A 25,958-nucleotide genomic window follows, 5' to 3' on the forward strand; every position below is an offset into this window, starting at 1 on the left:
TATTCCATGCTCCACCAATTTCAGGAAAGCCGCAGGAGATCTCCTTGAGCTATCAGAACACATCGCTGCTGATCGACGGGAGGTGGCGCTCCAGCGCCTCCGGCAAGACTATCGCCGTTTTCAACCCCGCTACCGAAGAGCAGATCGGAACGGTCGCTCATGCCGACCGTTCCGACCTCGACGAGGCGCTCGCCGCCGCCGACAAGGGATTTAAGCTCTGGCGAGCAGTCGCGCCTTTCGAGCGTGCCAAGATCATGCGTAAGGCGGCAGCCTTGATGCGGGAGCGGGTCGACAGCATCGCAACGCTGATGACCATGGAGCACGGCAAGATTTTCGCTGAAGCCAGAATGGAGACGCTGGTTGCGGCGGACGTCATTGAATGGTTTGCAGAAGAGTCTCGACGGACGTATGGCCGCGTGATTCCGGCGCGGGGGCCGGGTATCTATCAGATTGCGATCAAGGAGCCGGTTGGTCCTGTGGCGGCTTTCACGCCATGGAATTTTCCGATCTATCAGGTCTGCCGCAAGTTGTCGGCTGCGCTTTCCGCCGGCTGCTCGATCATCGTCAAAGCGCCTGAGGAAACGCCGGCGTCTCCCGCCGAGCTGCTCCGCGCGTTCGTGGATGCGGGGGTGCCCGATGGCGTGATCAATCTCGTATTCGGCGTGCCTGCCGAAATCTCAGAGTATCTGATCCCGCATCCGATCATCAGGAAAATATCTTTCACAGGCTCGACGGCGGTAGGCAAGCAGCTCGCAGCGCTCGCCGGACTGCATATGAAGCGCGCGACCATGGAACTCGGCGGACATGCGCCAGCCATCGTGTTCGACGACGCCGACATTACAAGCGCGGTCAAGATCATCTCGGGCGCCAAATTCCGTAACGCCGGCCAGGTCTGTATCGCGCCGACGCGCCTTCTCGTGCAGGACAAGGTCTATAAGGATTTTGTCGGCAAGTTCACGGAAGCTGCCAAAGCGATCAAGGTCGGCAACGGGCTTGACCCTGAATCAAATATGGGACCGCTCGCCAATTCGCGCCGCGTTTCCGCAGTGGAAGGCCTTGTTCAAGATGCGGTCGGGAAGGGCGGCAAGCTTGCGGCAGGCGGTCATCGTGTCGGCAATAAGGGCTATTTTTTTGAGCCGACCGTGATCACTGATGTGCCGAAGGACGCCCGCGCCATGAACGAGGAGCCGTTCGGTCCGCTGGCGCTGATTTCGCCGTTCTCGAGTTTTGACGAGGTCGCTGAAGAAGCGAACCGGCTGCCATATGGCCTCGCGTCCTATGCGTTTACCAGTTCGACCAAGACAGCAACCGCCATCGGCGCTGCAATTGAGAGCGGCATGGTCGGAATTAATAACGTTGCTCTGGCTCTGCCGGAAAATCCCTTCGGAGGCGTCAAGGATTCCGGCTACGGCTCGGAAGGTGGAACCGAGGCGATGGAGTCCTATCTTATCACCAAGTTCATTAGTCAGACCGGTATGTAAGGGCAGTCCCGCGACCGATGCCTTCTGTGTGGCGTGGGGCGGTGCGGGCAAAAACGCAAGCGGCGAAGGTCTCAGGACGATATAGGAATCCGGAAAGAACCCTCTTTCTCACGCTCTTTCGCCTCGTTCCAAAGCGCGTCCATTTCCTTGAGCGTCGCTTCCTCAAGAGAACGATTTCTCGCAACGAGCGCCTGTTCGATGTAAGCGAACCTCCGCTCGAATTTCGCATTGGCTCCACGCAGCGCCATTTCAGGGTCGGCATCGACATGACGTGCGAGGTTGACCAGCGCGAACATGAGATCGCCGGTCTCAGACGCGATATCGGACTTGTCGCCATGATCCAACGCCGCTTCGATCTCGTCCGCTTCCTCGCGGATCTTGTCGAGCACGGCACGGGGATCGTTCCAGTCGAACCCAACGGTCGAGGCCTTTTGCTGCAGGGCTATTGCGCGCGCCAATGCAGGCTGTCCGGCCTTGATGCCCGTGAGTAGGCTTGAGGCCGGCGCTTCCTTCATCGGCTTACGTGCAGCACGTTCGGTTTTTTCCTCCGCCTTGATGCGTTCCCAGGTTCCTTTCACGTCCGATGACGCAATGTATCCTGAGCTGTCGGGAAATACATGCGGGTGCCGTCGGATCATTTTGCGCGTAATCGCTTCGACTACATCCCCGAATGAAAAGGCATCCTGCTCTTCGGCCATGCGCGCGTGAAAGACAACTTGCAACAGCAGGTCGCCAAGCTCGTCGCAGAGATCAATCAGATCGTTGCGCACGATCGCGTCCGCCACCTCGTAGGATTCTTCGACCGTGTAGGGCGCAATGCTCGCAAACGTCTGCTCAAGATCCCACGGGCAGCCGGTGCCGGGCGTTCTCAATTGCTCCATGATTTCGATCAGGCGTGAAATATCGCGGGAAGGGGTCATCGGTTCACCGGTTCGAAGGACTTTCGCGTTTTCTATGCCGGAAGCTGCACCCTTATCCCAGCAAAAAGCAGGCAGCCGGCCAAGCAATCCCCGCCGATTGGCGTGGGGTACCGAGGGATGCTATTGGCATCGCCATGATCGACGAACCAGCCTCTCGAACCGCACTGGTTCTGTTTTCCGGTGGACAGGACTCCGCCACGTGCCTTGCCTGGGCGCTTCAACGTTTCGCGCGCGTCGAAACGCTGGGGTTCGACTACGGCCAGCGCCACGCCATCGAACTTGACTGCCGCGACAAGCTGCTCGCGGGGCTGAAATCGCTGCGTCCGGATTGGGCGGATAAACTCGGCGAGAGTCATACGCTTGCCATCCCGACGCTGGCGGAGATTTCCGACACGGCGTTGACCCGGAACGTCGCGATCGAAATGGGCGAGGGCGGATTGCCCAACACGTTCGTGCCGGGGCGTAATCTGGTGTTTCTGACCTTCGCCGCGGCACTGGCCTACAGGCGCGGCGTGACAGATATCGTCGGCGGCATGTGCGAGACCGATTATTCCGGCTATCCCGATTGTCGAGATGAAACCATCAGAGCCCTGCAGATCGCTCTCAATCTTGGAATGACCAGACAGTTCGAGCTTCATACGCCACTGATGCGGCTCGATAAGGGCGCGACCTGGACGCTCGCGTATGAACTCGGCGGGGCTGAATTGGTCGATCTCATTCGCGAACACTCGCATACCTGCTATCTTGGCGAGCGTGGTGCGCGGCACGAGTGGGGCTATGGCTGCGGCGATTGCCCAGCGTGCGGGTTACGCGCAAAAGGTTGGCGCGAATATGTGGCGCGCTCCGTTTAACTACAGCCGGCGGTGCCGAACTGAAACGGTTGGCATAAAAGCGGCGACCGACCCGCCTGTTAAAACCAAACCGACTCGAAGTTGCTTTCGATCAGCTCCGAGCCGGAAGAGTTGCATTCGCGCACGGCGCGAGATCAATGAGAAATCGACTTATCGCGCGCCTTCGACCGAATCCAATGCGTCGAGAACTCTTGCGGAAAAGACGACAGCGGCTCCGGTGTTCATCGCGACAGCAACACCGAGCGCCTCGGCGATCTCCTCGCGCGTTGCGCCTTCTTTTACCGCCTTCGCAGAGTGAACGGCGATGCATCCATCACAGCGCGTCGTTACGGCAACAGCGAGCGAAATGAGCTCGCGCGTTTTTTCACTAAGATGTCCGGTCTTGGTGCCCGCGCCACTGGCTAACCGATAGGCATCCACGGTGTCGGGCGAAAGCTTGCGCAGTTCACCAACACGCAACGGCAACTTGCTCCTGACACTAGCCCAATCAAGCATACACTATCTCCCGTCAGTTAAATGTTCGATGCCGCCTCCGAGGATAACGAACGACCCCCATTACAGATGATCCGTTCTTACATGCTCCTCAGGCAATCGATGTTTTCGTTCGAAGCTAGACAGACAAGTCTGTTCAAGCTAACGCATCGTTGGCTACTGTCAACTCTGTTCTGCGATCAACCTCACAAAGTGTTGATCATTTCACGCAGAAAGAGAAGATTGTTGGTGGAGCAATGGCTCGCAATGTATGTGCCAGCGTTGATCGGGAGGATATGGATGGCAACAAAAAGACTGAGTACTAATAAGGCAGAACTCTTGCCTCGCGCAGTTCGCGGTAGATTGAATTTTGACAGGTCAAAGCGTCGAGCGCTTGGGGTGAGGGAGCGTGTTCTCACTACGGCTGACGATCTCTTCTTTAACGAAGGAATTCATGAAACGGGCATCAATAAATTGATTGATCAGGCAGGTGTCGCAAAAGCCTCATTCTATTCCACCTTTGCAAGCAAAGACGATCTCGTAGAGGCCTGTCTTGAATCGCGTCACAAAGCCTCTCTCGTACGACTGCGGAAAATAGAAAACCAGACTACGTCGCTGGAAACAAAAATCGGCGACGTATTTGATTTGCTGTTGGAAGCTGCATCGAAATCGACCTTCCGAGGTTGTCTATTTGTCGTTGCCGCAATTGAGCAGCACGGTCGGAACTTGCCCGCGTTTCGATGGGTTCGGATTCACAAAGTCGCCGTGCGCGATGCGTTCGTACGGATGCTTACCTCCGCGGGGATCAAACCAGCAAAGGAAATTGCTGAACAACTTTCCATCCTCTATGATGGCAGTTTGGTCACTGCGGCGTTTAGGCCTAAGTCGGGTGCGATTCAGCGAGCGCGCTTGATGGCGATCTCGCTGATCCGTGACAGATCACCGACTCATTAAATTGCAACCCGATGGCGGATTTGATGCGAGTTTGAGTGGCGGCTGAACCATAAGCCATGACCTGGTTCGGCATCGGCTTAAGTTGGCGCGAACCCAAGTGCGGCCAAGGTCTGGGTCTGACGCAGGGTTTGGAGTCGCAAGCCTGATTGGCCTGCGGCATGTCGCTGCACCGATACGGCATTGTGGCGCGGTCCCGCATCCGAATCGCACAGACGGTCGGCTTACTGCGAGCAGCCGCGCTTTTTTGGCCGCGAGAAATGCAACGGGTCTTCCGGGCTGGCGGAACAGGTGGGCGTCTGCGTAAACGTGAGCCACGACGAATTTAGTCGAGGGAAAGCAGGGGTAGACCCAATGACCAGATCAGCCCAAGCATCAGTGACAAATCAAACGCGGACGTGTGCCGCCCGTTGTATAATTCGCATAAGGTATATTATGGAATATTCATGGGCGATACATCAATGCGGCCATGTTTGTTGTCGAGGTCGCGGCAGGCCTTGCGGCTGGCTCGGCATCGCTTCAGGCCGACGCGCTGGACTTCCTAGGCGACGCCGCAAACTACGGCGTAAGCTTATTCGTGGTCGGCATGGCACTTCGCTATCGGGCCACGGCTGCGCTCGCCAAGGGCATCACCATGGGCGTATTCGGGCTGTGGGTTGTCGGAACGGTTATCTGGCACGCGACCCACGGAACGCTGCCCAGCGCGTTCACGATGGGTACAGTCGGCTTCGCGGCGCTTGCAGCTAATACGGCGTCGTTCGGGCTTCTGTGGGCTTACAGAGCTGGTGACGCCAACTGGCCGCCTTGGGCGTGTTCGGAACGGGTACTGGCTGGCCTGACGTTGTCGTGGCCTCGATCATGGCTGGGCTGGCGTTGCAGGGCGCGGCAGTTGTGATCCGGCAGGCGGCGGCCGAATTGCGCATCGGCCGATGGCCGCAGCCGAGTAGACACCTCAGCAGAATTGGTTGGCGTCCCAGATCTCAGCCGATCGATCCATCAGGCCGGATCGATCGCTAGCTGCATCCCGTCGTAGGCCGGTGCGACATTTTCTGGAAGTTCGCGCCGCAGGACCTCATAATCCAGATCAGAGTGCATGTTGGTGATCACGGCACGCCTGGGCTTGAAGCGGTCGATCCACGATAACGCATCCGCGACGCTGAAATGACTGGGATGCTGCGCGTAGCGCAGGCCGTCGATAATCCACAGATTGAGGTTTTCCAGCGCCTGCCAACTTTCATACGGAATATCATGCACGTCAGGCGTATAGGCAGCGTTGCCGATCCGATAGCCCAGCGCCGGGATATTGCCATGCTGCACAAGAAAGGCCGATAGTGTGAGCGCGCCGCCCTTGCCGTCAATCGTTTGGCTTTCGCCCGCCTCGATGGAATGGCTGTCCAGGATCGGCGGGTAGCCGCTGCCTTCGGGCGATACGAAGCAGTATGAAAAACGCGACAGGATATCCTTGGACGTCGATTGATTAAGATAGACCGGAATCCGGCGGCGCTGATGCAGTACGACGGAGCGCAGGTCATCGATTCCGTGAGTCTGGTCGGCGTGTTCGTGCGTCAGAAACACCGCATCGATATGATCGACATTGGCATCGATCAATTGCTCGCGCAGGTCGGGCGAGGTGTCGATCAGGACGCGCGTTGTCCCCTGCTCCGATGCGCGCTCCATCATCAGCGAACAGCGGCGACGACGGTTCTTCGGATTGGCGGGATCGCAGGCACCCCAGCCCAATGCCGGACGCGGCACGCCGGCGGACGAACCGCAGCCGAGAATGGTCAGCGTCAGCGTCATGCGGCTGCGTCCAAGTGCGGTACCTTGGAGAATAGCTGAAAGAAATTCTCGGTGGTCTGTCGCGAGATTTTGTCGAGCGAAACGCCTCGCGCGTCTGCCAGCACCTTCGCTGTCTCCACGACATAAGAAGGTTCGTTGCGTTTGCCACGAAACTTGCCAGGCGCGAGATACGGTGCATCGGTCTCGACGAGAATGCGCTCTTCCGGCAACTCCGCAGCGAGCGCTCGCAACGCGTCGGATTTCTTGAAGGTCAAAATTCCAGTGAAGCCGATATACAATCCAAGCGCGACCGCCTTCATTGCGAGCTCGCGGCCACCGGTGTAACAATGCAGCACCGCCCGAAACGCACCCTTCGTCATTTCCTCCTCGAGGATGTGACCGCAATTTTCGTCTGCCTCCCGGGTGTGGATCACCAGGGGTAAACCGGTCTCGCGTGCGGCGGCGATGTGAGTGCGGAATCCCCGCGCCTGCGCCTCATGCGAGCCGTGCTCGTAGAAATAGTCAAGTCCCGCCTCCCCCAGCGCGACGACTTTTGGATGTTGTGTTAGCGCGATGAGTTCGTCGATAGAAATGCCGTCCTCTTCGTCGGCATGATGCGGATGGGTGCCGACCGAGCAATAGACATTCGGAAACCGCTCCGCGATTGCGAGCAGCTTCGCTTGCTCCCTCACCCGCGTCGAAATCGTCACCATGCGGCGAATCCCCGCCGCTTCCGCGCGCGAAACAATTCCGTCGAGATCATCGGCGAAATCGGGAAAATCCAGATGGCAGTGACTATCGACAAGCATTTCAGGTAACCGGAGGCTCCACGGGAGACGGCATGCAACGCCGTAAGATAGTTCGGGTTTCGGTCGGGCCGTAGACGGGGCAACAATACTGATCTGCCACAGGTGCCCCTGACTGGCAGCCTTGGTCAAGGGCGGCAAGGTTTTCCTCCCGTCGCAGGACCGGCGGGCGCACGCGAGGACTCGGGCGAACGAAAGACTCGAAAGGCGTGATAGATATTGATTGCTAAGCACTTAGAAGGAAAGGCTTGCCCGTTCTCTAAAACCGGGGCGCAGGTTCGCGCCTTGCCACTCCTGCCAGCAAAATCAAAGATCTATGGCGGGGGGCTCAAGTTAAGACCTTTATGGCGGCGACGTTCAGCGACGCGACCGCATCGCCCTGGTTGCCTTACAACTGGTAAAGTTCCTGGGAGAATCGAGATGTTGCGAGAGGCAATCAAGTCTTTTCAGGTTGGTTTTGGGCGGCGTTGGTGGCCTGGTATCGCCTTCTAGGTACTGGTCACGATCTGGGTTGTGGGCCCTGGCCTCATTCTCATTGGACTGGCTTGGAAAACTCTGGCGCCGCGTCCTTGGACAGCAGCGAATAGGAGCACGCTTTCATGAAACAGTCCTGGTGGTTCTCTCCTGGCGAATCGATCTGGACCATTTTCATCCGCTTGGCGCTCGCTGGTGTATTCATCCCCGAAGGCCTGCAGAAGCTGACGCATGCCGACATTCTCGGTGCCGGCCGTTTCGTCAAGATCGGCATTCCCTGGCCGGAGTTCTTTGGGCCGTTCGTTGGCGTGATTGAAATGCTAGCGGGGATCATGTTCATGATCGGCTATGCTTCGCGCGCGGTGGCCGTGCCGATCATCGTCATCATGATCGTGGCGATCATCTCCACGAAAATCCCAATCCTGTTAGGCCGCAACTGGTGGATATTCAGCCTCCGCCACCTGGATCGCTATGGTTTCTTAAGCTTCACTCATGAGACGCGCACCGACTGGGCGATGCTGATGAGCGCAATCTTCATGTTGCTGTCCGGATCAGGTCGCTGGTCGCTCGATGCGCGCGCTTGGCGATCGAAATTCAGTCAGCGGAATGCATTAGCTGATGGTGAATGAGGAAAAGACCACCACGGGGTAATGCGAGGCAGGAAATGCAGCGCTCATATGTTAGCGGGAATGGGCTATCGCCAACTTGGCAACCTTGCCGCTTGAACGGTCGTTGCGTCGCATTACGCCGAGTGGGGGTCGTCGCCTCAGTTTTTTGTGCTTGCGGTCTTGTCGAGTGCTGCGCGTAGGCCTTTGGCGAGCTTGATTGCATCGTCATTGGCCCAGAAGTGCATGAAGAAGAGCCTTGGCTGCTCGTCCAGCATGTGGCTGTGAAGTGCAGTGACTTCGATACCGTGCGTGCGCAGTGCAGCTACCACCGGATTGACCTCATCGCCTGTCAGGACGAAGTCGCCGGTGATAGCAGCCTTACCATCGCCCGTCGGTTGAAAGTTGATTCCGATCGCCACACCCATCGGCCCGGCCGGCGCCAACGTCATGCCACCTTCGCTGACAGGATCACGTCGCGGCACATTGAACTGATAGACGCCGCCATTGGTCTTACCCTTCGCGCCGATAATTTGGTCTAGTTGCGCGGTATCGAGGTCGACAGCAGAAGGTGGATTTGACGACGGAGTAACCTGAAGCGGGGTTTTACTTTCGGCAAGCGCGTCATGGAGCACGGTGGCGAGTTTGGCGGGGTCTCCATGCCCGGCCACATGCATGTAGAACGTCGCGGGGCTCGCCCGGAGCAGATGATTATGGATGGCCGTGATCTCGAGCCCGCCAGCGATCATCTGAAGCGCAGTTTCCACTGCGTCAGTTCGACGGCGACGGGTTTTGGAAGCGGCACCTTGCGGCGCGCTGCCGAACATGCACCTCACTAATTTTCAGATCGACATCTGGCCAACACAGACCGGGTAGTTCGGAGGCGTGCAACGTTAAAGAAACAGGCCCGCACAATGGGCCTGCTCGACCTTGTGCGGAGCTGGCTGTGCCATGGGCTCCGACTGGGATCAGCGCTAGTGGCCATGAATCTTGTGCTGGTGATGGTGATGGGTTTGCCAATGGTGGTGATGATGGTGGTGACGGTGTGGTTGCCCATTGATGTGGTGCACGTTGGTTGTCAGCTTGCCGGCGTCGCTTTGTCCGATAGCAATTCCGGAGCTGAGCGGTTTCGCCTGCGACTGCTGCGCGGGAGCCGCGACAATCAGAAGCGCGCCGAGAGCGGCCAATCCTAGAATTTTCTTCAACATATAGACCTCCGTGGGTGCGCAAGTAACGCAACGTCAGTAAATCATTTCGTTGCCGCCGCGACGCGAGCGAGACGCGAGTGACAGGCTATGAGCCGGGAAGTGAACGCGACGTGAATATGTATCGTACGTGCGGATAGCGTTACCAAAGGCGAGCCTGGTAACGGGCGACGTCGCATGCGGCCCTTTTGTGCTGGAGAAGGAGCAGCCCCTCCTCGATCAGCCGTTCGGCTTTGGACTTTGGTTCATACCCGGCCAAGAGGACTTGAGCCTATGGGGTGCCAAGGTTGGGCGACATTCCGATATCAATTCTGATGAAGGCGTCGGTGCTCCTATAGGCCGCGCTTCCCAGAGCACCACGCTAATCGCATTGAAATTTCTGGTCGCGCTCTACACCTGATTGTAGCGCAAATGGCGAAAGGCTGGCGTGGTAAGCATGAGCTCGTTGCCCGAAGCAAAGCAATGGGCTCCTGCGTTCCAACCTCCTGCGCCGGAGATTTGCGCGGAGACGATTCAACGGATCCTGTGCTTGCATGATCGGCGCGATCATCGAAGCGACCGCGCGTGCTATGCTAGAGCACGTCCTGCGGTACTATGACGAAGGTCACGTTAATCTTCTGGTCGTGACGATCATCGAGTTGGCGGGCAACAAGAATGCTCTTGTCGCGCCCGTAATCGAGGCCGTCCACTCGGTCATGACCCGGCGCCGTGAGTGGGACGGAACAGAGGTCAGAATGGCTGGATGCCTTTGGTTATCTGCACCGCTGATGACTATTCTCGAAGTCAAGCGCGAGCTCGACCTTTTCCTCTACGATGGCGCAACCCTTATCGACCGCGAGTATGAAGATGTCTTTTAAACTGGCGTCCCGCATTATCTCGTCGGCGGCGTTAAACGAGGACACCGCTTTCCATTCCAGATTTTCGCCAGGCGGCGGCAGGTTCTCGGGGTCAAACGCATATGCAGCGCGTTTCGACCTGTAGCCGCCAGTCACACTATGCTCAACGAACATTCGCAACCGGTTCATTTCATCACCCTAGATGCGTGAAGCCCCGCGGGAAATTAAGTACGGGCCGGCGTTTGGCGAGCGGGATAACGCCAAAGATTTGCCGCTAGTATAGGAACAGTTTACCTCTGATTCATGACGGGCATACAAAGGGGTACCGTGAGACAAACCGATGTCTTTTGCACCAAGTGCGGAGCCGCCTTCAGACGACTAGAGCTGGTATCGTTGCCCAATCAAGGCTGGGAACATTCGATGATACCGCAGTTTTCGTTGCCTATCGCCTCACGGTCTCGTCCTCAAAAAGGCCCGGCGCTTCCGCAGCTCCGGGCAAGTTGTGAACGACGGGATCCAAAGGTGAGGATCGAGCGCCAGACAGTGATCTACTGAGGATTCGTGACGGCTAGATTTCACGCAGCTCGTGAAGCATTTTGAGCTCGCGATGATCGAACGTCCCTAGGCGACTGTAGGTTCGCCGGAGACGATTCGGGCGTCGTCCCCGGTCGCCGGCGACAGATCGCAAAAATAAGCGCTCGGTAGGTATCTAGGCGTGATTTTGGAACCAGCGGCGAGAAGACCTTTTCAAAACACCCTCGAAAACATCCAGTAAAGAACGCCGGCAAGGATCATCGCAGAGGGCAGCGTTAGAACCCAGGCGATCGCGAGATTTCGAATGGTTGCCAACTGCAGTCCCGACCCGTTCGCGGCCATCGTTCCGGCGATACCGGACGAAAGAACATGCGTCGTCGAAACCGGCAGGCCGTACCCGTCCGCGGCAGCAATGGTTGCCGCAGCGGTCATCTCCGCAGCCGCGCCTTGGGCGTAAGTGAGATGGGTCTTTCCGATTTTTTCACCAACCGTGACCACGATCCGTTTCCACCCCACCATTGTGCCAAGGCCAAGCGCGATCGCCACCACGATCTTGACCCATGACGGGATTGTAGGCGTGCAAGACCGCGACCTGTTCCCTAGTCAGATCGTTCTCCTTGTCCTTCAGCAGGAACCGTATCGCTTCGGACGCGAGGTACATGTCGTTGCGGGTGTTGCCGACCGCTTCGGCAGGCACCTTTGCCAGCGAATCATAGCGGGTCACCTGATTTGCGATGTCGGTTACAAGCACTGCGAGGGACGGATAAGTGCTCTCGCTGATCTTGTGCTCCGAGACGTAGGCCGTGACAGCGGGCCGCGGGTTGCCGAGTATGTTGTAGCCGGTGGCCTTCTGCGCGATCACATCACTGGCGGCCGCCGAGTTGGTCTGGAATTGTGCCATCTGGCTCTGCGGCATGGATCGATTGAGAGCGTAGGCGGTCGGCACCGTGCCGATCAGGATCAGCATGATTAGGCCCATGCCTTTCTGACCGTCGTTGGAGCCATGGAAAAAACTAACATGGTCGAGCTCGCGCTGATGATGTTTACTCAGCCCCTCCCCAGCCCCGTATCGTGCTGAGAACACAGGTTGGTGTGAGCTTGAGATACTGCAAAACGAGTTCGGAGAAGCCCGCCGCGCAGCAAGGAGCAGTGGCAGCGACTGTCGTTCGCGTTGCGGCTGCTAGTAGCGGATGGCTTACTTCGATTCGATGAAACGAGGGCTCGCCCTGAAGCTCGTGCTCAGTTCGGGCGGTACGAAAATGTTCCGGGTGGTCGCCTATGTCGGGAGTAAAGCGCTCACCGATAAGCTCGGCACCAAATATGAGCCTTAAGAAGGCGAAAATAGCCGCCCGCAGGATTATGAGAACCCGGTGCGAGCCGAGGCCCCCAACGACCAGCTTCCGAAGATGATGAACTGGTACGCGGCCCAATGCGGCGACTGTCGAAGCCCTGTTGGTCCGGATATGCGACGCCCCGATCCGAAGCACGTCACCGCAAGCGCATCAGAGCGTTCGGCGTCCTGATCGAAATTTCGCCGGCGGGCAGCGCAAGACAAGGTCGGAACAACGGGAAAAGCAACCTGCGGCCTAGCGAAATCCATTTATCCGAACGAAGCGGAGGGTCACGCAAACGGGTGACCTTGCACCGCTCGTTGAGACATTGCGTCGCAGGCTTAAGCCTTGTTTTGGATTGACATATTTTTTTGGAACACGATCATAAGTAAACTACATTACAGAAATATGACAGACTAAAAAATTATTCAGGTTCCCTCACTTGGTCTTGGAGGAATGGTAATGCGGTACGGATTGATTGCGGTTTGTGCGGCAACGATGCTGACTACTTCGGCGCTCGCCGCTCCGTGGAACGGCGTAAGAGACAGCGGTCCCGGAGGTTATGAATCGAGTATCTACCAAGCCTACGCCTATGCCGGCCGTGTGAACACGACCTACCGTCGCCGGGGATATGCACCGGCTTATGTCGGTCCGGGGTACCGCGTCGTCTTCCACGAACGCTGCACCTTCACTAACGATCCGAGCTGTTAGAGCTTCCCCTCGGCTCGGAGCGCACATACTCCGAGCCGATTTTATGAATTTTACCCTATAAGGGGTTTAAAATGCCCACTGGGTGCGCATCGCGAAGGCGTCCCAGTTGGCGCCGAGATCCCGATTCGCAAGGTTGGTTTTCCCTACCGTGCCGTGGATCCAGTTGAACATCACGCGCATGTTGTCGTTGAGATACCAGTTGAGGCCGACGGTGATGTTTTCCTGCTTTCCGCCGAACACTAGTTTGTCGTTGAGATCCATATAGCTGTAGCGGGCAGCGATCTCCCAAGCGCCGATGCCGCCTGCCACGTCCCAGAAGAAGGGATTGGTAGGGTGCACACCGCCGAACGCAGCGTCATGTTGGAGGTATTTGCGCTTTTCACCGGTGAGGATGTAGCCGGCCTGAACGTAACCTCCCGCGAAATGAAGGTCGGAGGCCCCCCCGAGGCGGGAGACGCTATAGTCGAAATATTCGCCTTGGGCATGGAAAGGGCCGATGGCACCGCCGACTTCGGCACTTAGCACCCGCACGTCATTGACATTGCCAATGTTATGGGTGTCGAGCACCCGGGTCGGATCGATGCGAAGTTCGATGCGTTCGCGCAACCGGAGGTCATTGACGCCAGGGGCGCCGCCGGTGTCGGCGAGATAGAGCACCTCGCCGCCGAACAGAAAGGTCGCGGCATCGGTGTTGATCGGCGTGAAAACCAGACGGCCAACCGCTGAATAGGGTACGCGCAGCGTGTGATCATAGGCGCGCTCGGGTCCCGTCAGGTAGCCGGCGACCCACCACCACTTGTCGTATTTGATGACCCCGACGGCGGCGCGTTGGCCGCCGGCACCGAGGTCGGCAGCCATCACTTGCGCAGAGGAGCGCTCCATGAATGTGATGTTGTTCGAACTGGTGGCCTGTTCGAGGCTCCACATCACTTTCATATAGCCGAAGTCGATGCTCGTGTTTTTGAAGCCCTTGTATGACACAAAGGCGTTGTTGATCGTCCCCGTGCCGTCCTGAGAGCCGCCGAATTCGCCGATCAACGCATATACCCAGTCGCGTGCGAATACGCCGGTGATACCGATACGTGCGCGGCGTGCGTTGACGCCGTCCTGCAGGTTCTGCGGCACGGTTGCCGCCGAGTTCGGCCTGTAGTCATAACCCCCGACATCGAAGTGCAGACGACCGGTGATGCCGACGCAGTTGTATCCATCGGCGGTGCAGAAACGAGGAGAGTTACCTTTCATCGACACCAGAACGTCCGGTGGTGCGAATGTCCCCTTTGTCGGCATATAACCGGCGCTGGCGTTCAGGAAGGTCTTGTGCTGAACGCTTTCGAGCTTCTTTTCCAGCACGCTAATTTGCCTTTGCAAATCTTCGACCTGTTCCGGAGTCACGGTCTGTGCGCTCGCTTGTGCAGTGCTGACTGTGCCGGCCAAGCCGATGGCTCCAAAAAGCAACTTCGTGCCTACGGAAATGAATTTCCCGTGCTCTCGGCGCGCCGTCCCTTTCCGAGACATTGCGTTGGCCTTCGTTCTTGATTGACGAATTTTTCCCTTCTCGCCCCACGTCAGCATCGGTCATTTCCCCTTTTTTAATCAACTGGGGCAGACCTCTAGAAGGGTTCCATTGCAAGTATGTGACAGACCGGTGCCACTCCGCCGCTAAAGTATTGGAGTGTTGCTGTCCCGCCATCAGCTTCCTAGGAGCTGGTTCGTGGCCCGAGCGGCAAAACATTTTTGCTTCGAGCTCGACTTACGACTCGTGCCGGTCGCGCGTTTCAAAGGGCCCGCGTCCAGCCGAACATCGCGAAGGCGTACATCGGCGCTGGCCGGTTGTTGATCTCTTCCATCAGTTTGACGACGTTGCGGCGCGTGATTTCCGAAATGACCTTGTCGCCCCACACGGGGATCAGCACGTTGTGCACCATCCGCTCCACCGAGCGGTGCTGCCGCTGGTTCGAGACCGTAACGCCTGCCGCAATTCTACGCGGCCGCCCGCGTAACGAGGCACAATGGTGCGTAACCGGCAGAAACAGTTACCACGCTGACTGTTGACTAGCATAAGCGTAAACCGTTCAGGCCGCGGACGGTTCGACATAGCGCGGAAACACCGGCACCGGCGCAGGCAAAGCCGTGCCCGGTTTGATCCGGATTTGACCACCAAGCATCGCGAAACTTCGTTCGCCTTGCGGGATACCTAATATATCGAGCAACTTTGCGCAGGCGACAGGCATCGCGGGCTGGGCCAGAATCGCGATCTGGCGCACCACCTCGGCGGTGACATACAACACCGTCCTTTGCCGCGCCGGATTGGTTTTGGCCAAGACCCAGGGCGCCTCGCCCGCAAAATAGCGGTTGGCTTCGGCGACAACGGACCAGATTGCATTAAGCGCCTGGTGAATTTGCTGCATATTCATCGCCTCGCGCGTGATCGCGATCATGCCGTCCGCCTGTGCGAGGATCGCGTTGTCGGCGTCGCTGAAGTCTCCGGGCTCCGGCAGTACGCCGTCATGCTGCTTGGCGATCATCGACAGCGAGCGTTGCGCGAGATTGCCGAAGTCGTTGGCAAGGTCTGCATTGATGCGCGCCACGATCGCCTCGTGATTGTAGCTGCCGTCCTGCCCGAACGGCACCTCGCGCAGGAAGAAATAGCGCACCTGATCGACGCCGTATTGCGCGGCGAGGCTGAAGGGATCGACGACATTGCCGACCGACTTCGACATCTTCTCACCGCGGTTGAATAGGAAACCATGGGCATAGACCCGCTTCTGCAAGGGAATGCCCGCAGACATCAGAAAAGCAGGCCAGTAGACCGCGTGAAAGCGGATGATGTCCTTGCCGATAATGTGCACGTCGGCCGGCCAATAGTGCCAGTTGCGGTCGTTCTCGTCTGGAAAACCGACGCCCGTGATGTAGTTGGTCAGCGCATCGACCCAGACGTACATGACATGCTCGGGGTCGTCGGGCACCTTGATGCCCCAGTCGAAGTTGGTGCGCGAGATCGACAAATCCTTCAGGCCGCCTTTCACGAAGCTGACCACTTCGTTGCGGCGAGAATCCGGACCTATGAAGTCAGGCTGGCTTTCGTACAGCGCAAGCAGCCTGTCCTGATAGGCCGATAGCTTGAAGAAATAGCTTTTTTCCTCGACCCACTCGACCGGCGTGCCCTGCGGTCCGCGCCGCACATTGTCGTCGCCGACGAGCGTCTCGTCCTCCGCGTAATAGGCTTCGTCGCGTACCGAATACCAGCCGGCGTAGCTCGACAGGTAGATATCGCCATTCGCTGCCATGCGCCTCCAGATTTCCTGGACCGAGCCATGGTGCGCGGGTTCCGAAGTGCGAATGAACCGATCGAACGAAATGTTCAGCGTCTCATCCAATTTACGAAGCAGTTCGGCGTTTCGCGTGGCGAGTTCAAGGGCCGATATGTTTTCCCGCTGCGCGGTCTGCACCATTTTCTGGCCGTGCTCGTCGGTCCCGGTGAGGAAGAACACATCCTTGCCGTCCAACCTTTGGAAACGCGCGAGCGCATCGGTGGCAATGGCCTCGTATGCGTGGCCGATGTGCGGCGCGCCGTTCGGATAAACGATCGCCGTGGTGATATAGAACGTATTGGTGTGCGATGACGCCGTGCTCGAAAGGATCGGTTTTGTCGTCGTACCGACCGTGCGCGGCGCTCGCGGCTTTGCCTTCTTCACGGGATTCTTTGCGACGGATCGTTTCGGCGCAGCCTTCTTCGACACTGCTTTTTTCGCCGAAGCCTTTTTCTTCGCCGCGACCTTTTTCGAGGGCTTTTTCGTCGGCTGCTTCTTTGCCGCTCGCTTTACCGTCTTCTTTGCCGTCTTGCTGGTCCCTTTTGGTAGACGCGCTTTTGCTGTCTTTTTGAGTTTCTTCGCACGAGCTTTTGTCGTCGTCTTCGCGTTCGTCTTTTTGCGTTTGCTGGTCTTTCGAGCCGCCTTCTTGCTGCGCGCCTTCGCGGCCGGGTTACGGCCAGTGGCGGCGGGACGCGACTTGCGCGCCTTCACGCGGGCTTTCTTGGCCAGTTTCTTCTTAGCGGGAGCCACAACAAAATCCTTATCGGTCAGGCAGGAAAAAGAACGGTCAAAAGCCGAGTGCTTATCGGGTAGCTTCTGCGAGAAGCCCGAACACCGAAAAAACCAGTGGTTTTCGCTCGAGATTGTAAGTTTCAGTCTCGCGTGCGGCGGTATTGATCTTTTCCCATACCTCCGCGAGCCGTGCAAGATGAGGAAGATCGGCGTTCGCATCGCTGGTGCGGAGTCGCTCGCCGATCCAACGGTCCACACTGTCGACGAAGGCGCCAAGCGAGGCGCGCTCACTGCCGCTGATTGCGTCCCCCAACGCGTGAAGTTCGCCCGGGTCGACCTGCGGAAGGCTGTTCAACAACGCCGTCGTCCGCTGATGAAGCTTCAGCGCACCCCCTCCGAGGAGCGCCAACGCCCGCGCGACGCTTCCTTCGGCCGCGTAGGCGACTTCCTGCAAGGACGTATCGTCGGGCGCGATCTGCGCTGTCTCAGCGGCCGCGCGGATCACATCGTTCGCTGCAAGTGGGCGCAGCATCAGCTTGCGACAGCGCGATTGCATCGTCGCCAATACCCGCGCCGGGGCATGGCTTATCAAGAAAAACAGCGATTGGTGCGGCGGCTCCTCGAGGATCTTGAGCAGCGCATTGGCGGCATTGGGGTTGAGTTCGTCGACAGTATCGACGATGCACACCCTCCACCCGTTTCCAGTGGCGGTCGAGCCGAAGAAAGCGATCGTCTCTCGGGTCTGCTCGACGCTGATGACCGTGCGCATAACGCCCTTTTCGTTGGGCGTCCGCTCCAGCGTCAGGAGCCCGCCATGGGTATCGGCCGCGATGCGGCGTACAACCGGATGCGTCAGGTCCAGTTTGAGCGTTTCGGCCGATTGCACCTGCGATGTGGCGGGATCGCCATGAGCAAGCACAAATCTGGCCATCCGGTAGGCGAGCGTCGCCTTGCCGATCCCCGGCGCGCCGCCGATAAGCCAGGCGTGCGGGATACGGCCCCCGCGATAGGCATTGAGCAACGTCCGCTCCGCCTCGTTGTGACCGAAAAGCACGGTGGTTTCGCGCGGATGCGGGACCGGCATTTCCGCGGTGGCCGAGCGGGCGATCATGCGGGTGTGGCTTTCGTGGCGGTGTCCGCCGTCAGCACGCGGTCGCGCAGTGCCGCCCATACTCTCGCGGCCACCGTGTCGAGGTCGGCGTTGGCATCGATCACCACGCAGCGTTGCGGGTCGCTCGCTGCGATCTCGCGATAGGCGTCACGGAGTTTCCGGTGAAAAGCAAGGTCCTCTGCCTCAAAGCGATCCGGCGTGCCGCTGCCACGGCGAGCGGCTGCGCGCTGCAAACCTACCTCAACGGGGACATCGAGGATCACCGTCAAGTCAGGCTTGAGATCGCCGATGGTTACCCGCTCCATCGCGTTCAGCACGCCGGGTAGCACGTTCCCCAACTGACCCTGATAGGCGCGGGTCGAATCGGCAAACCGATCGCAGAGCACCCATATGCCCTGCTCCAGCGCAGGCCTGATGACGGTGCGAACATGGTCATCGCGCGCCGCCGCAAACAGCAGGGTTTCAGCGTCAGCGCCGAGCAGTTTGCCCACGCCCGACAGGAGGAGGTGTCGAATGATTTCGGCGCCCGGCGATCCGCCGGGCTCTCGCGTGACGATGGCATGCAGCTTCGCCGCCTGAAGACGCTCGACGAGAATCTTGATCTGCGTGGATTTTCCGGACCCCTCGCCGCCTTCGAAGGTAATAAAACGTCCGCGCGGCGGGTCGGCTTTGGGCGTGGCGTCAGCCATTAGAGTTTCGCGGCGCCCGAGCGCACCATCCCAATGACAAGCTCGATCGCTCCATCCAACGCGCGACGCATGGTCGAGCCGACACCGACGGCTTTCGTGGCATGAACCGGCATCTCGACCGCCACTTCCTTGCCTCGCCACACCTTGATGACCCCGATCGGCTGCTCCGGCGCAACCGGCGCACGGACCGGCCCGGTATAGACGATGCGCGCGAGTAGTTTGTCGTTGCCGTTCTTCTGAACCATGATCTGAACCGGGTCTGACGTGGCGACCTGAACGGAGCCGCTATCACCGCCAAAGACCTTGGCGTAGCCGACCGGCTGGTCCGCAGCAAACAGGGTCCGGATTTCGAAATTTCGAAAACCCCATTCCAGCAGCTTTTTGGCGGCGGTCGCTCGGTCGTCGGCGCTTTCGAGGCCGTTCACGACAACGATCAGCCGGGTGCCGTTTTGAACCACCGAGCCGACCATGCCGTATCCACCCTCCTTGGTGTAGCCGGTCTTGAGTCCGTCGGCTCCGTCCATAGCAGTCAGAAGCGCGTTGCGGTTTGACTGACGAATTTTGTTCCAGGTGAATTCACGTTCGCCGAACAGCTTGTAAAAATCCGGGTAGGTCAAAATGATGTGGCGCGCGAGTGCCGCAAGCTCTCGAACGGTCATCTTGTTGTCAGGATGTGGAAGACCGTTGGAATTCGCGAAGGTGGAGCGGGTCATGCCCAATGCCCGCGCTCGGGCCGTCATCTTTTCTGTGAAGGCGCTTTCGCTGCCGGCGATACCCTCCGCAAGCGCCATGCAGGAGTCATTGCCGCTCTGAATGATCGCTCCGTGCAGGAGATCGTCGACTGCGACGCGGCTGTTGATCGCGGCGAACATGGTCGATCCGCCGGAAGGCGCCCCGCCCTTGCGCCAGGTGTTTTCGCTGATGACGTACTCGTCTGTGAGCTTGATCTCGCCTTTCGTGATGGCGTTGAACACGACTTCAACCGTCATCAGCTTCATCATGCTGGACGGTGCACGTAGTTCGTCTGCGTTTTTCTCGAAAAGAACGCTGCCGCTTCTTGCTTCGATCAAAATAGCGGTCGGGGCGCTGGTCTCGTAGATTTCTTCCTTCTTGGCACCCTGAACGCTGTTGTTGGCAGCCAGCACGATTCCGCCGAGGCCGATCGTGAGGACGGCGGCGGCCACCAGACCGCGCCAGGCGAATCCCCCGCGTCTGTCGGGCGTGGAAGAGCTGGTTGTCATGGTGCGATTCCGAATAGATCCTTTTATCAGTTGGGGTGGTCGCAAACAACATGGTGCCGCGCCTGTGGCGGCGCGGTCGGATAAAATCAAAGCAGATTTCAAGCTTTCCCGGTAGGTGAGCGACGCTTAATAGAGCCCTCGGCCCGAGAGTAGCTCGCTCGGTCCGCTCTGGTCTACCGGCGCATAAGCGGTGACGGGGCGGACATGGCCTGCAACGTTGCCCTCGCCGTATGAAACCTCCCGCGGTCCTTCCATGGACTGCCGACGCGCCGGGACGCGGCCGGACGCAGACATTTCGGAATCGGCGTTGATCGATGCGACGTCCATCGCGGTACGGTCGGGCGTATGGGAGCGGCCTCGCGGAGTCGCGACATCGCCACCGATTGAGCGTTCAGATGGCGTGAGTTCGGGGACAAACGGCCGTGCGGAGGCGATCCTGACGGTGGACGGCGACGGCGCGGGCACGCCCGTTCGCAGGGTCGCCATCAACTGCCGATCATCAGAACCTTCAAGCGGCGCGCGTCCGACGTATTCGACCCGCACCGACGCGACACCATTTTGCTTGAACTCCAGCAACTCGGCGGCCTTGTTCGAGACATCGATCAGCCGGTTACCGTGATACGGCCCGCGATCGTTGACGCGGACCACCAGGGATTTGCTGTTGCCCAAGTTTGTTACCCGGACATAACACGGTAAGGGAAGGGTTGGATGCGCAGCAGACAGCGAGGCCATATCAAAAACCTCGCCGTTGGCTGTCAGACGGCCATGGAAGTTATCGCCATACCAGGAAGCAAGCCCTTCGGCGCGATATTTGGTGTTTTCCTCGGGAACGTAAACGCGCCCAGCGACTGTATAGGGCTTGCCGACCCGGTAAGTGCCGCCGCCTTTTGGCACCGCCTCGCCAGAGGCGATCACCCGAGGGCTGCTCGAAACTCCATACTTAGGATCGATCCGGCTGAGGTTGTTTGATGAACCGCAATTGGCCAGCATCAGGCACGCGCCCGCGACGGCCACAGCGCATGCAGCATGCCCAATTCGATCTGAATTTGGTTTCCTCATCCGTCCCCAAGACCCGGTCCCCGGCAGACTGCCCCACTTCACCGCGCCGGTCAGCACGATATGGTCCATAACCCATACCAAGCCGTGAACATATCGCAGAGCAAACAAGGCGGAAATGGGGTGAGCCCTTCAGAAGCAAAACGGGTGGTCAATCAAGGTCGCGACTCGGAACGCCGGAGCCTGCCTCGGCAGTCGGCGGATCGAAAGCAATTCCGATCCGGTCCTGCTTGATCCAGATGACCCGGCAGAACCGAATCACCCGATCCTTTTCGGTCATCAGCTGGAAACGCGGCGGGACAAGGGCCGGATTTGGGATCTCGATGGCGGCTCCTTGCGAAGATACATTCAACAGCCGGCACCGCATGCTTAATCCGCTTGTAGAAATGTAAGCCGGCTCGTCGATTTCGACGCGCGGATGTTTGCGGCGGTCTTCTGTTGGTGCATTCATTGCCTGTATGTCCGCACGCGTGTCTGTTTTACAGCGTCATTATGATCGTCATCCGAAGGTGCGGGATGGCTCCATGCGGCCAGCTAATACACAAATCGCAAGAAATTCCGACATGTTCGGGCCGCACTCATCCCCGTGCAGGACGCGCCAGGTGCCCTCCTCGCGGAAACGGGTCGCGACACTCTATAAAAGTTCAGCGGCGCCTTAGGGTGGTAAGGGAGGAATATGGGGAGCAGCTTAAAATCAAGATCGGCAATTTAATATATTTCGCAAAGCCTTCTATTAAGCAGCTGACCTTCTGCTGAAGGAATCGGCAGTGTCGATCGCGAATCGCTGAGTGACCCCCAATGGGTTACTCACCTTGAGTTGTAGAACCAGTCACGGTCTGGAGCGTTTCGAATCCCTCCAATTGAGGATGACCCAGATAGAGTGGCTTATTGCTGCCAGCGTTCGCGTGAGCGGCTCGGAACGCCTCTGATTTGGTCCATGCATAGAAAGAGTCGCGGCTTTTCCAGATCGTGTGCGAGGCATAAAGCGTGTGATCCTCAGCTTCAGGTCCACGCAAAAGATGAAATTCAACGAATCTGGAGCTGCCCCGTTTTGTGGTCCAGATGTCAGGCAATTTCTCGAGCTGTTTGAGTTTGTCGTGCGAACTCGTTCGGCGTCAAGTTGCCGAGCGAGGTGTGGGGCCGATCATTGTTGTAGTGGCACCTCCATTCCTCGATCCGTTCGATAGCGTCGGCCATCGACAGGAACCATGAGGCATTCAGGCACTCCGCCCGGACGCGACCGTTGAAGGCCTCGCAAAACGCATTGTCCGTTGGCTTTCCGGGTCTCGAGAAGTCGATCTCGACGCCATTGTGATAGGCCCACTGGTCGAGCATCTTGCCGGCGAACTCGGGGCCATTGTCGCAGCGAATGGTCTTTGGCTTGCCGCGCTCCCTTGCCAGCCGCTCAAGAACCTCGACGACCTGGAAGGCCCTGAAGTTCGTTCTCGGAACGATCGCAAGTGATTCTCGGGTGTGGCAATCGACAACGGTCAAAAGTCGGAACGGGCGACCGTTGAACAACGCATCCGACATGAAGTCCATCGCCCAGCAGTGGTTCACGGCGGCGATCTTCGGCCGATCGGAACGATAGCGCCAGGCCCGTTTGCGCTTCGGCGTTTTTGTCCTGATCGACAGGCCTTCTTCGCGATACAGCCGGTAAGTGCGTTTGTGGTTCAAGCGATAGCCCTCGCGCAGCAGCAGGACGTGGAGACGCCGATAACCGTAACGCACCCGGCTGGCTGCCAGGTCCTTCAGCCGAATGCGCAGCTCGGTTTGCGGATCGCCGCGCGACTTGTAGCGTTGTGAAGAGCGATGAAAGCCGGTCGCTTTGCAGGCCCGTCGTTCGCCAATATCGTAGACCTTCTGCAGATGGAATACGACCTCACGTCGGACGGCGGGCCTCACCATTTTTTTCGCAGGACGTCCTGCAACATCGCCTTGTCCAGCGTCAGATCCGCCACCACACGCTTCAGCTTCGCGTTCTCGTCCTCAAGCTGCTTCAGCCGCCGGATCTCGCTCACGCCCATGCCGGCATAGACTTTCTTCCATCGATAAAATGTCGGCTCCGAGACCCCCATCTTCCGGCAGATCTCCTCGATCGTCGTCCCGCTCTCTGCCTGCCTCAACGCAAAGGCAATCTGTTCCTCCGAAAACCGCTTCCGTTTCATGGCATCCGCCCTCCGTGGGGTTCAGAATGCCCGAAAAAATTGCCTTCAACATGGACCAGCTTCCTGGGTCAGGATCAAATCCAGGCACACTCCCTAGATAGCTATCGCGCGACAGCCAGATTTGTTCAAAAGCCTTTTCATTTCCCTTGATGACCTGGAAGCGATTCATGGCAATGAACATCGGAAAGTCTCCTGGTAATTTGTACCGGTCTCGGGAGTGTGGAACGCGTTCCCTTCGACGAAAAATCACCCGCCGGTGAGCGCCGGCGGGCAAGAAGATCAGCCTACCCGCAGGTTTTCTGCTGAGGTCTTTCCCCTGTTCGCTACTTCCTCGTAGCTCACCTTGGCGCCCTCGTTGAGTGAGCTAAGGCCCGCTTTCTCCACGGCTGAGATATGGACAAACACGTCCTTACCGCCACTGTCGGGCTGAATAAACCCGAAACCCTTTGTCGCATTGAACCACTTCACTGTACCTGTCGCCACAGCCGCAACTCCCTTTTGGAACGATCGAGCTATCATGAGCGCTCGCTTCGCTGGCCGCAAGGAAAACCGCCGGCTCACGCCGGCGAGTCTCTCTTTGCTCGGCGCCATCGAAGAGACCTGCAGTATGCTGTAAGAGGCAGATCCGAAGATCGCCAGCGAACGGCTTGGCCATAGCAAGGCGGGATCACGCTGGATTTTTATTCGCACGTCCTGCCGAATATGCAGGCCGACGCCGTGGCGCAGGTTGACGATGCGTTACGTGCCGCCATAAACAAGCGCACCAGAGACGTTGAATAGCAAATGGCCTGTCTCGACAACCGGCCTCGCGACGATAGCTAAACAGTGTCAACCGTTTGGAAGGGTGGCCGAGTGGTTTAAGGCACCGGTCTTGAAAACCGGCGTGGGTGCAAGCCCACCGTGGGTTCGAATCCCACCCCTTCCGCCATATCATAAAATAAAATCAATTAGTTATATCGCATTTTCTTCCCATGACCTAGCAAGTGACTTGGACTGAGAAGAATACCGATGACGCCGGCACATCCATCCAAGGGAAAACATTGGTCCGGTTGATCAAACCCAATGAGCGTCTTGCCGGCTTAGGAATGAAACCAATTTACTGGTCCCATGAAGTCTATCTGAAACGTTGAGCGTGGAGCTGCCCCGTTTTGTGGTCCAGATGTCAGGCAATTTCTCGAGCTGTTTGAGTTTGTCGTGCGAACTCGTTCGGCGTCAAGTTGCCGAGCGAGGTGTGGGGCCGATCATTGTTGTAGTGGCACCTCCATTCCTCGATCCGTTCGATAGCGTCGGCCATCGACAGGAACCATGAGGCATTCAGGCACTCCGCCCGGACGCGACCGTTGAAGGCCTCGCAAAACGCATTGTCCGTTGGCTTTCCGGGTCTCGAGAAGTCGATCTCGACGCCATTGTGATAGGCCCACTGGTCGAGCATCTTGCCGGCGAACTCGGGGCCATTGTCGCAGCGAATGGTCTTTGGCTTGCCGCGCTCCCTTGCCAGCCGCTCAAGAACCTCGACGACCTGGAAGGCCCTGAAGTTCGTTCTCGGAACGATCGCAAGTGATTCTCGGGTGTGGCAATCGACAACGGTCAAAAGTCGGAACGGGCGACCGTTGAACAACGCATCCGACATGAAGTCCATCGCCCAGCAGTGGTTCACGGCGGCGATCTTCGGCCGATCGGAACGATAGCGCCAGGCCCGTTTGCGCTTCGGCGTTTTTGTCCTGATCGACAGGCCTTCTTCGCGATACAGCCGGTAAGTGCGTTTGTGGTTCAAGCGATAGCCCTCGCGCAGCAGCAGGACGTGGAGACGCCGATAACCGTAACGCACCCGGCTGGCTGCCAGGTCCTTCAGCCGAATGCGCAGCTCGGTTTGCGGATCGCCGCGCGACTTGTAGCGTTGTGAAGAGCGATGAAAGCCGGTCGCTTTGCAGGCCCGTCGTTCGCCAATATCGTAGACCTTCTGCAGATGGAATACGACCTCACGTCGGACGGCGGGCCTCACCATTTTTTTCGCAGGACGTCCTGCAACATCGCCTTGTCCAGCGTCAGATCCGCCACCACACGCTTCAGCTTCGCGTTCTCGTCCTCAAGCTGCTTCAGCCGCCGGATCTCGCTCACGCCCATGCCGGCATAGACTTTCTTCCATCGATAAAATGTCGGCTCCGAGACCCCCATCTTCCGGCAGATCTCCTCGATCGTCGTCCCGCTCTCTGCCTGCCTCAACGCAAAGGCAATCTGTTCCTCCGAAAACCGCTTCCGTTTCATGGCATCCGCCCTCCGTGGGGTTCAGAATGCCCGAAAAAATTGCCTTCAACATGGACCAGCTTCCTGGGTCAGGATCAAGCGGCTACGTCTCCCCAAAACGATAATGGGAAGCCGTCATGTTGGAAGCCGCAGTTGCCGCACTGCTTTTGGTCAGCGCCGTCGTATTCATTGCTCACGCATACGACGCGATGCGCACACATTGATGCGCTGTTTGAGGGTGACGATCGATAACTCGCCGGTCGAGACCGGCGGGCTTTTTAGCGACTGAGCTCCTCCCCAGCGCACTTTATGATTTAAGTGAGGCCGGGTTGCTCATCCCGGGTTCACATTAAACCTTCTACTTTGTGTGAAGATCGGAATGCCACAGGAGGAGACCATGAAGCTTAAATTTGCAATTGTCGGATTGACGGCACTCTTCGGCCTTGCTGCG

The 25,958-nt window shown here is 58.2% G+C and carries 25 protein-coding genes, 1 tRNA gene and 4 pseudogenes; 11 read left to right on the forward strand and 19 right to left on the reverse strand.

Annotation, left to right across the window (positions count from 1 at the left end):
- Positions 1 to 44 precede the first annotated feature (44 nt).
- Complete coding sequence (locus ACM561_RS07765) at positions 45 to 1,481, forward strand: NAD-dependent succinate-semialdehyde dehydrogenase (RefSeq protein ID WP_425909225.1); 1,437 nt, start codon at positions 45 to 47, stop codon at positions 1,479 to 1,481.
- Positions 1,482 to 1,552: 71 nt separating this feature from the next.
- Here the strand turns inward: ACM561_RS07765 and mazG are convergent, their stop codons facing one another.
- Positions 1,553 to 2,401, reverse strand: a complete 849-nt coding sequence (gene mazG / locus ACM561_RS07770; RefSeq protein WP_425909226.1) for a nucleoside triphosphate pyrophosphohydrolase — start codon at positions 2,399 to 2,401, stop codon at positions 1,553 to 1,555.
- 134 nt (positions 2,402 to 2,535) lie between these two features.
- Here mazG and queC point away from each other — a divergent pair, with 134 nt between their 5' ends.
- Positions 2,536 to 3,252 carry a 7-cyano-7-deazaguanine synthase QueC gene (gene queC, locus ACM561_RS07775; protein WP_425909228.1) on the forward strand — a complete coding sequence of 239 codons (717 nt, stop codon included), beginning with the start codon at positions 2,536 to 2,538 and terminating at the stop codon, positions 3,250 to 3,252.
- 150 nt (positions 3,253 to 3,402) lie between these two features.
- Here the strand turns inward: queC and ACM561_RS07780 are convergent, their stop codons facing one another.
- Positions 3,403 to 3,747 carry a carboxymuconolactone decarboxylase family protein gene (locus ACM561_RS07780; protein WP_425909230.1) on the reverse strand — a complete coding sequence of 115 codons (345 nt, stop codon included), beginning with the start codon at positions 3,745 to 3,747 and terminating at the stop codon, positions 3,403 to 3,405.
- A 276-nt stretch (positions 3,748 to 4,023) separates the two neighbouring features.
- Here ACM561_RS07780 and ACM561_RS07785 point away from each other — a divergent pair, with 276 nt between their 5' ends.
- Positions 4,024 to 4,677 (forward strand): TetR/AcrR family transcriptional regulator, encoded by a 654-nt coding sequence (locus ACM561_RS07785; RefSeq protein WP_425909232.1) that lies wholly within the window; start codon positions 4,024 to 4,026, stop codon positions 4,675 to 4,677.
- 466 nt (positions 4,678 to 5,143) lie between these two features.
- Positions 5,144 to 5,569 (forward strand): cation transporter, encoded by a 426-nt coding sequence (locus tag ACM561_RS07790; protein WP_425909233.1) that lies wholly within the window; start codon positions 5,144 to 5,146, stop codon positions 5,567 to 5,569.
- A gap of 101 nt (positions 5,570 to 5,670) precedes the next feature.
- Here ACM561_RS07790 and ACM561_RS07795 read toward each other — a convergent pair whose 3' ends face one another.
- Positions 5,671 to 6,474 carry an MBL fold metallo-hydrolase gene (locus ACM561_RS07795; RefSeq protein WP_425909235.1) on the reverse strand — a complete coding sequence of 268 codons (804 nt, stop codon included), beginning with the start codon at positions 6,472 to 6,474 and terminating at the stop codon, positions 5,671 to 5,673.
- A complete protein-coding gene (locus ACM561_RS07800; RefSeq protein ID WP_425909678.1) occupies positions 6,471 to 7,262 on the reverse strand; it encodes a TatD family hydrolase in 792 nt (263 codons plus the stop codon). Before ACM561_RS07800 ends, ACM561_RS07795 begins: the two co-directional genes overlap by 4 nt.
- A 596-nt stretch (positions 7,263 to 7,858) precedes the next feature.
- Here ACM561_RS07800 and ACM561_RS07805 point away from each other — a divergent pair.
- Positions 7,859 to 8,362, forward strand: coding sequence for a DoxX family protein (locus ACM561_RS07805; protein ID WP_425909237.1), 504 nt, complete (start codon positions 7,859 to 7,861; stop codon positions 8,360 to 8,362).
- 137 nt (positions 8,363 to 8,499) lie between these two features.
- On the opposite strand, the pseudogene ACM561_RS07810 reads toward ACM561_RS07805, so the two are convergent.
- A pseudogene (locus ACM561_RS07810) lies at positions 8,500 to 9,090 on the reverse strand (DUF1259 domain-containing protein); the annotation flags it as partial.
- A 225-nt stretch (positions 9,091 to 9,315) separates the two neighbouring features.
- Between ACM561_RS07810 and ACM561_RS07815 the strand changes: the two are divergent.
- The 3 genes from ACM561_RS07815 to ACM561_RS07825 all read left to right on the forward strand — a co-directional run bounded on the left by ACM561_RS07815 (position 9,316) and on the right by ACM561_RS07825 (position 10,400).
- Positions 9,316 to 9,531, forward strand: coding sequence for a hypothetical protein (locus tag ACM561_RS07815; RefSeq protein WP_425909238.1), 216 nt, complete (start codon positions 9,316 to 9,318; stop codon positions 9,529 to 9,531).
- A gap of 142 nt (positions 9,532 to 9,673) precedes the next feature.
- Positions 9,674 to 9,943, forward strand: a complete 270-nt coding sequence (locus ACM561_RS07820; protein ID WP_425909240.1) for a hypothetical protein — start codon at positions 9,674 to 9,676, stop codon at positions 9,941 to 9,943.
- A gap of 133 nt (positions 9,944 to 10,076) precedes the next feature.
- Entirely contained in the window at positions 10,077 to 10,400 is a 324-nt protein-coding gene (locus ACM561_RS07825) for a hypothetical protein (RefSeq protein WP_425909242.1), read from the forward strand.
- 726 nt (positions 10,401 to 11,126) lie between these two features.
- Here the strand turns inward: ACM561_RS07825 and ACM561_RS07830 are convergent.
- Positions 11,127 to 11,931 (reverse strand): annotated as a pseudogene (locus ACM561_RS07830) (inorganic phosphate transporter); the annotation flags it as partial.
- Between the two features lie 172 nt (positions 11,932 to 12,103).
- Here ACM561_RS07830 and ACM561_RS07835 point away from each other — a divergent pair.
- Both ACM561_RS07835 and ACM561_RS07840 read left to right on the forward strand, forming a co-directional pair.
- Positions 12,104 to 12,244 (forward strand): hypothetical protein, encoded by a 141-nt coding sequence (locus tag ACM561_RS07835; protein WP_425909244.1) that lies wholly within the window; start codon positions 12,104 to 12,106, stop codon positions 12,242 to 12,244.
- A gap of 462 nt (positions 12,245 to 12,706) precedes the next feature.
- Positions 12,707 to 12,955: a hypothetical protein gene (locus tag ACM561_RS07840; protein ID WP_425909246.1), complete on the forward strand. Its 249-nt coding sequence runs from the start codon at positions 12,707 to 12,709 to the stop codon at positions 12,953 to 12,955.
- A gap of 66 nt (positions 12,956 to 13,021) precedes the next feature.
- Here ACM561_RS07840 and ACM561_RS07845 read toward each other — a convergent pair whose 3' ends face one another.
- The 12 genes and pseudogenes from ACM561_RS07845 to ACM561_RS07900 form a co-directional block, all read right to left on the reverse strand.
- Positions 13,022 to 14,389, reverse strand: coding sequence for an OprO/OprP family phosphate-selective porin (locus ACM561_RS07845; RefSeq protein WP_425909247.1), 1,368 nt, complete (start codon positions 14,387 to 14,389; stop codon positions 13,022 to 13,024).
- A 341-nt stretch (positions 14,390 to 14,730) separates the two neighbouring features.
- Complete coding sequence (locus ACM561_RS07850; RefSeq protein WP_425909248.1) at positions 14,731 to 14,868, reverse strand: hypothetical protein; 138 nt, start codon at positions 14,866 to 14,868, stop codon at positions 14,731 to 14,733.
- Between the two features lie 159 nt (positions 14,869 to 15,027).
- Positions 15,028 to 17,016: a methionine--tRNA ligase gene (gene metG / locus ACM561_RS07855; RefSeq protein WP_425909250.1), complete on the reverse strand. Its 1,989-nt coding sequence runs from the start codon at positions 17,014 to 17,016 to the stop codon at positions 15,028 to 15,030.
- Positions 17,017 to 17,068: 52 nt separating this feature from the next.
- Positions 17,069 to 18,109 carry a DNA polymerase III subunit delta' gene (locus ACM561_RS07860; protein ID WP_425909251.1) on the reverse strand — a complete coding sequence of 347 codons (1,041 nt, stop codon included), beginning with the start codon at positions 18,107 to 18,109 and terminating at the stop codon, positions 17,069 to 17,071.
- Positions 18,106 to 18,798, reverse strand: a complete 693-nt coding sequence (gene tmk / locus ACM561_RS07865) for a dTMP kinase (protein WP_425909253.1) — start codon at positions 18,796 to 18,798, stop codon at positions 18,106 to 18,108. Before tmk ends, ACM561_RS07860 begins: the two co-directional genes overlap by 4 nt.
- Positions 18,798 to 20,039: a D-alanyl-D-alanine carboxypeptidase family protein gene (locus tag ACM561_RS07870; RefSeq protein ID WP_425909255.1), complete on the reverse strand. Its 1,242-nt coding sequence runs from the start codon at positions 20,037 to 20,039 to the stop codon at positions 18,798 to 18,800. The genes tmk and ACM561_RS07870 overlap by 1 nt, the downstream gene beginning before the upstream one ends.
- A 126-nt stretch (positions 20,040 to 20,165) precedes the next feature.
- The gene (locus ACM561_RS07875) at positions 20,166 to 21,098 is read right to left on the reverse strand and encodes a septal ring lytic transglycosylase RlpA family protein (protein ID WP_425909679.1); all 933 of its coding nucleotides are present in this window, start codon (positions 21,096 to 21,098) and stop codon (positions 20,166 to 20,168) included.
- 148 nt (positions 21,099 to 21,246) lie between these two features.
- Positions 21,247 to 21,546: a PilZ domain-containing protein gene (locus tag ACM561_RS07880; protein WP_425909257.1), complete on the reverse strand. Its 300-nt coding sequence runs from the start codon at positions 21,544 to 21,546 to the stop codon at positions 21,247 to 21,249.
- Positions 21,547 to 21,898: 352 nt separating this feature from the next.
- Positions 21,899 to 22,129 (reverse strand): annotated as a pseudogene (locus tag ACM561_RS07885) (antibiotic biosynthesis monooxygenase family protein); the annotation flags it as partial.
- A gap of 31 nt (positions 22,130 to 22,160) precedes the next feature.
- Positions 22,161 to 23,263, reverse strand: a protein-coding gene (locus ACM561_RS07890) for an IS3 family transposase (RefSeq protein WP_425905403.1) whose coding sequence is annotated in 2 segments (ribosomal slippage) — positions 22,161 to 23,002 and positions 23,002 to 23,263 — 1,104 coding nt in all. Because the reading frame shifts where the segments join, the coding sequence is not laid out codon by codon here.
- A 76-nt stretch (positions 23,264 to 23,339) separates the two neighbouring features.
- Positions 23,340 to 23,444, reverse strand: a pseudogene (locus tag ACM561_RS07895) (antibiotic biosynthesis monooxygenase family protein); the annotation flags it as partial.
- A 98-nt stretch (positions 23,445 to 23,542) separates the two neighbouring features.
- Positions 23,543 to 23,746: a cold-shock protein gene (locus tag ACM561_RS07900; protein WP_079446424.1), complete on the reverse strand. Its 204-nt coding sequence runs from the start codon at positions 23,744 to 23,746 to the stop codon at positions 23,543 to 23,545.
- Between the two features lie 355 nt (positions 23,747 to 24,101).
- Between ACM561_RS07900 and ACM561_RS07905 the strand changes: the two genes are divergently transcribed.
- Positions 24,102 to 24,191: transfer RNA gene (locus ACM561_RS07905), tRNA-Ser, on the forward strand.
- 234 nt (positions 24,192 to 24,425) lie between these two features.
- Here ACM561_RS07905 and ACM561_RS07910 read toward each other — a convergent pair.
- A protein-coding gene (locus ACM561_RS07910) for an IS3 family transposase (RefSeq protein ID WP_425905403.1) occupies positions 24,426 to 25,528 on the reverse strand; the annotation gives its coding sequence in 2 pieces (ribosomal slippage) (positions 24,426 to 25,267 and positions 25,267 to 25,528; 1,104 coding nt in all).
- Positions 25,529 to 25,958: the final 430 nt, after the last annotated feature.

It is taken from the genome of Nitrobacter sp. TKz-YC02 (assembly GCF_049852135.1).
Taxonomy (GTDB): Bacteria; Pseudomonadota; Alphaproteobacteria; order Rhizobiales; family Xanthobacteraceae; genus Nitrobacter; species Nitrobacter vulgaris.

What these genes read in the sequence shown, in the direction of transcription:
- mazG (WP_425909226.1), bottom strand. Translation starts at nt 2,401, where the DNA reads ATGACCCCTTCCCGCGATATTTCACGCCTGATCGAAATCATGGAGCAA.
- queC (WP_425909228.1), top strand. Translation starts at nt 2,536, where the DNA reads ATGATCGACGAACCAGCCTCTCGAACCGCACTGGTTCTGTTTTCCGGT.
- ACM561_RS07780 (WP_425909230.1), bottom strand. Translation starts at nt 3,747, where the DNA reads ATGCTTGATTGGGCTAGTGTCAGGAGCAAGTTGCCGTTGCGTGTTGGT.
- ACM561_RS07785 (WP_425909232.1), top strand. Translation starts at nt 4,024, where the DNA reads ATGGCAACAAAAAGACTGAGTACTAATAAGGCAGAACTCTTGCCTCGC.
- ACM561_RS07790 (WP_425909233.1), top strand. Translation starts at nt 5,144, where the DNA reads ATGTTTGTTGTCGAGGTCGCGGCAGGCCTTGCGGCTGGCTCGGCATCG.
- ACM561_RS07795 (WP_425909235.1), bottom strand. Translation starts at nt 6,474, where the DNA reads ATGACGCTGACGCTGACCATTCTCGGCTGCGGTTCGTCCGCCGGCGTG.
- ACM561_RS07800 (WP_425909678.1), bottom strand. Translation starts at nt 7,262, where the DNA reads ATGCTTGTCGATAGTCACTGCCATCTGGATTTTCCCGATTTCGCCGAT.
- ACM561_RS07805 (WP_425909237.1), top strand. Translation starts at nt 7,859, where the DNA reads ATGAAACAGTCCTGGTGGTTCTCTCCTGGCGAATCGATCTGGACCATT.
- ACM561_RS07825 (WP_425909242.1), top strand. Translation starts at nt 10,077, where the DNA reads ATGATCGGCGCGATCATCGAAGCGACCGCGCGTGCTATGCTAGAGCAC.
- ACM561_RS07835 (WP_425909244.1), top strand. Translation starts at nt 12,104, where the DNA reads ATGGCTTACTTCGATTCGATGAAACGAGGGCTCGCCCTGAAGCTCGTG.
- ACM561_RS07840 (WP_425909246.1), top strand. Translation starts at nt 12,707, where the DNA reads ATGCGGTACGGATTGATTGCGGTTTGTGCGGCAACGATGCTGACTACT.
- ACM561_RS07860 (WP_425909251.1), bottom strand. Translation starts at nt 18,109, where the DNA reads ATGATCGCCCGCTCGGCCACCGCGGAAATGCCGGTCCCGCATCCGCGC.
- tmk (WP_425909253.1), bottom strand. Translation starts at nt 18,798, where the DNA reads ATGGCTGACGCCACGCCCAAAGCCGACCCGCCGCGCGGACGTTTTATT.
- ACM561_RS07870 (WP_425909255.1), bottom strand. Translation starts at nt 20,039, where the DNA reads ATGACAACCAGCTCTTCCACGCCCGACAGACGCGGGGGATTCGCCTGG.
- ACM561_RS07875 (WP_425909679.1), bottom strand. Translation starts at nt 21,098, where the DNA reads ATGAGGAAACCAAATTCAGATCGAATTGGGCATGCTGCATGCGCTGTG.
- ACM561_RS07880 (WP_425909257.1), bottom strand. Translation starts at nt 21,546, where the DNA reads ATGAATGCACCAACAGAAGACCGCCGCAAACATCCGCGCGTCGAAATC.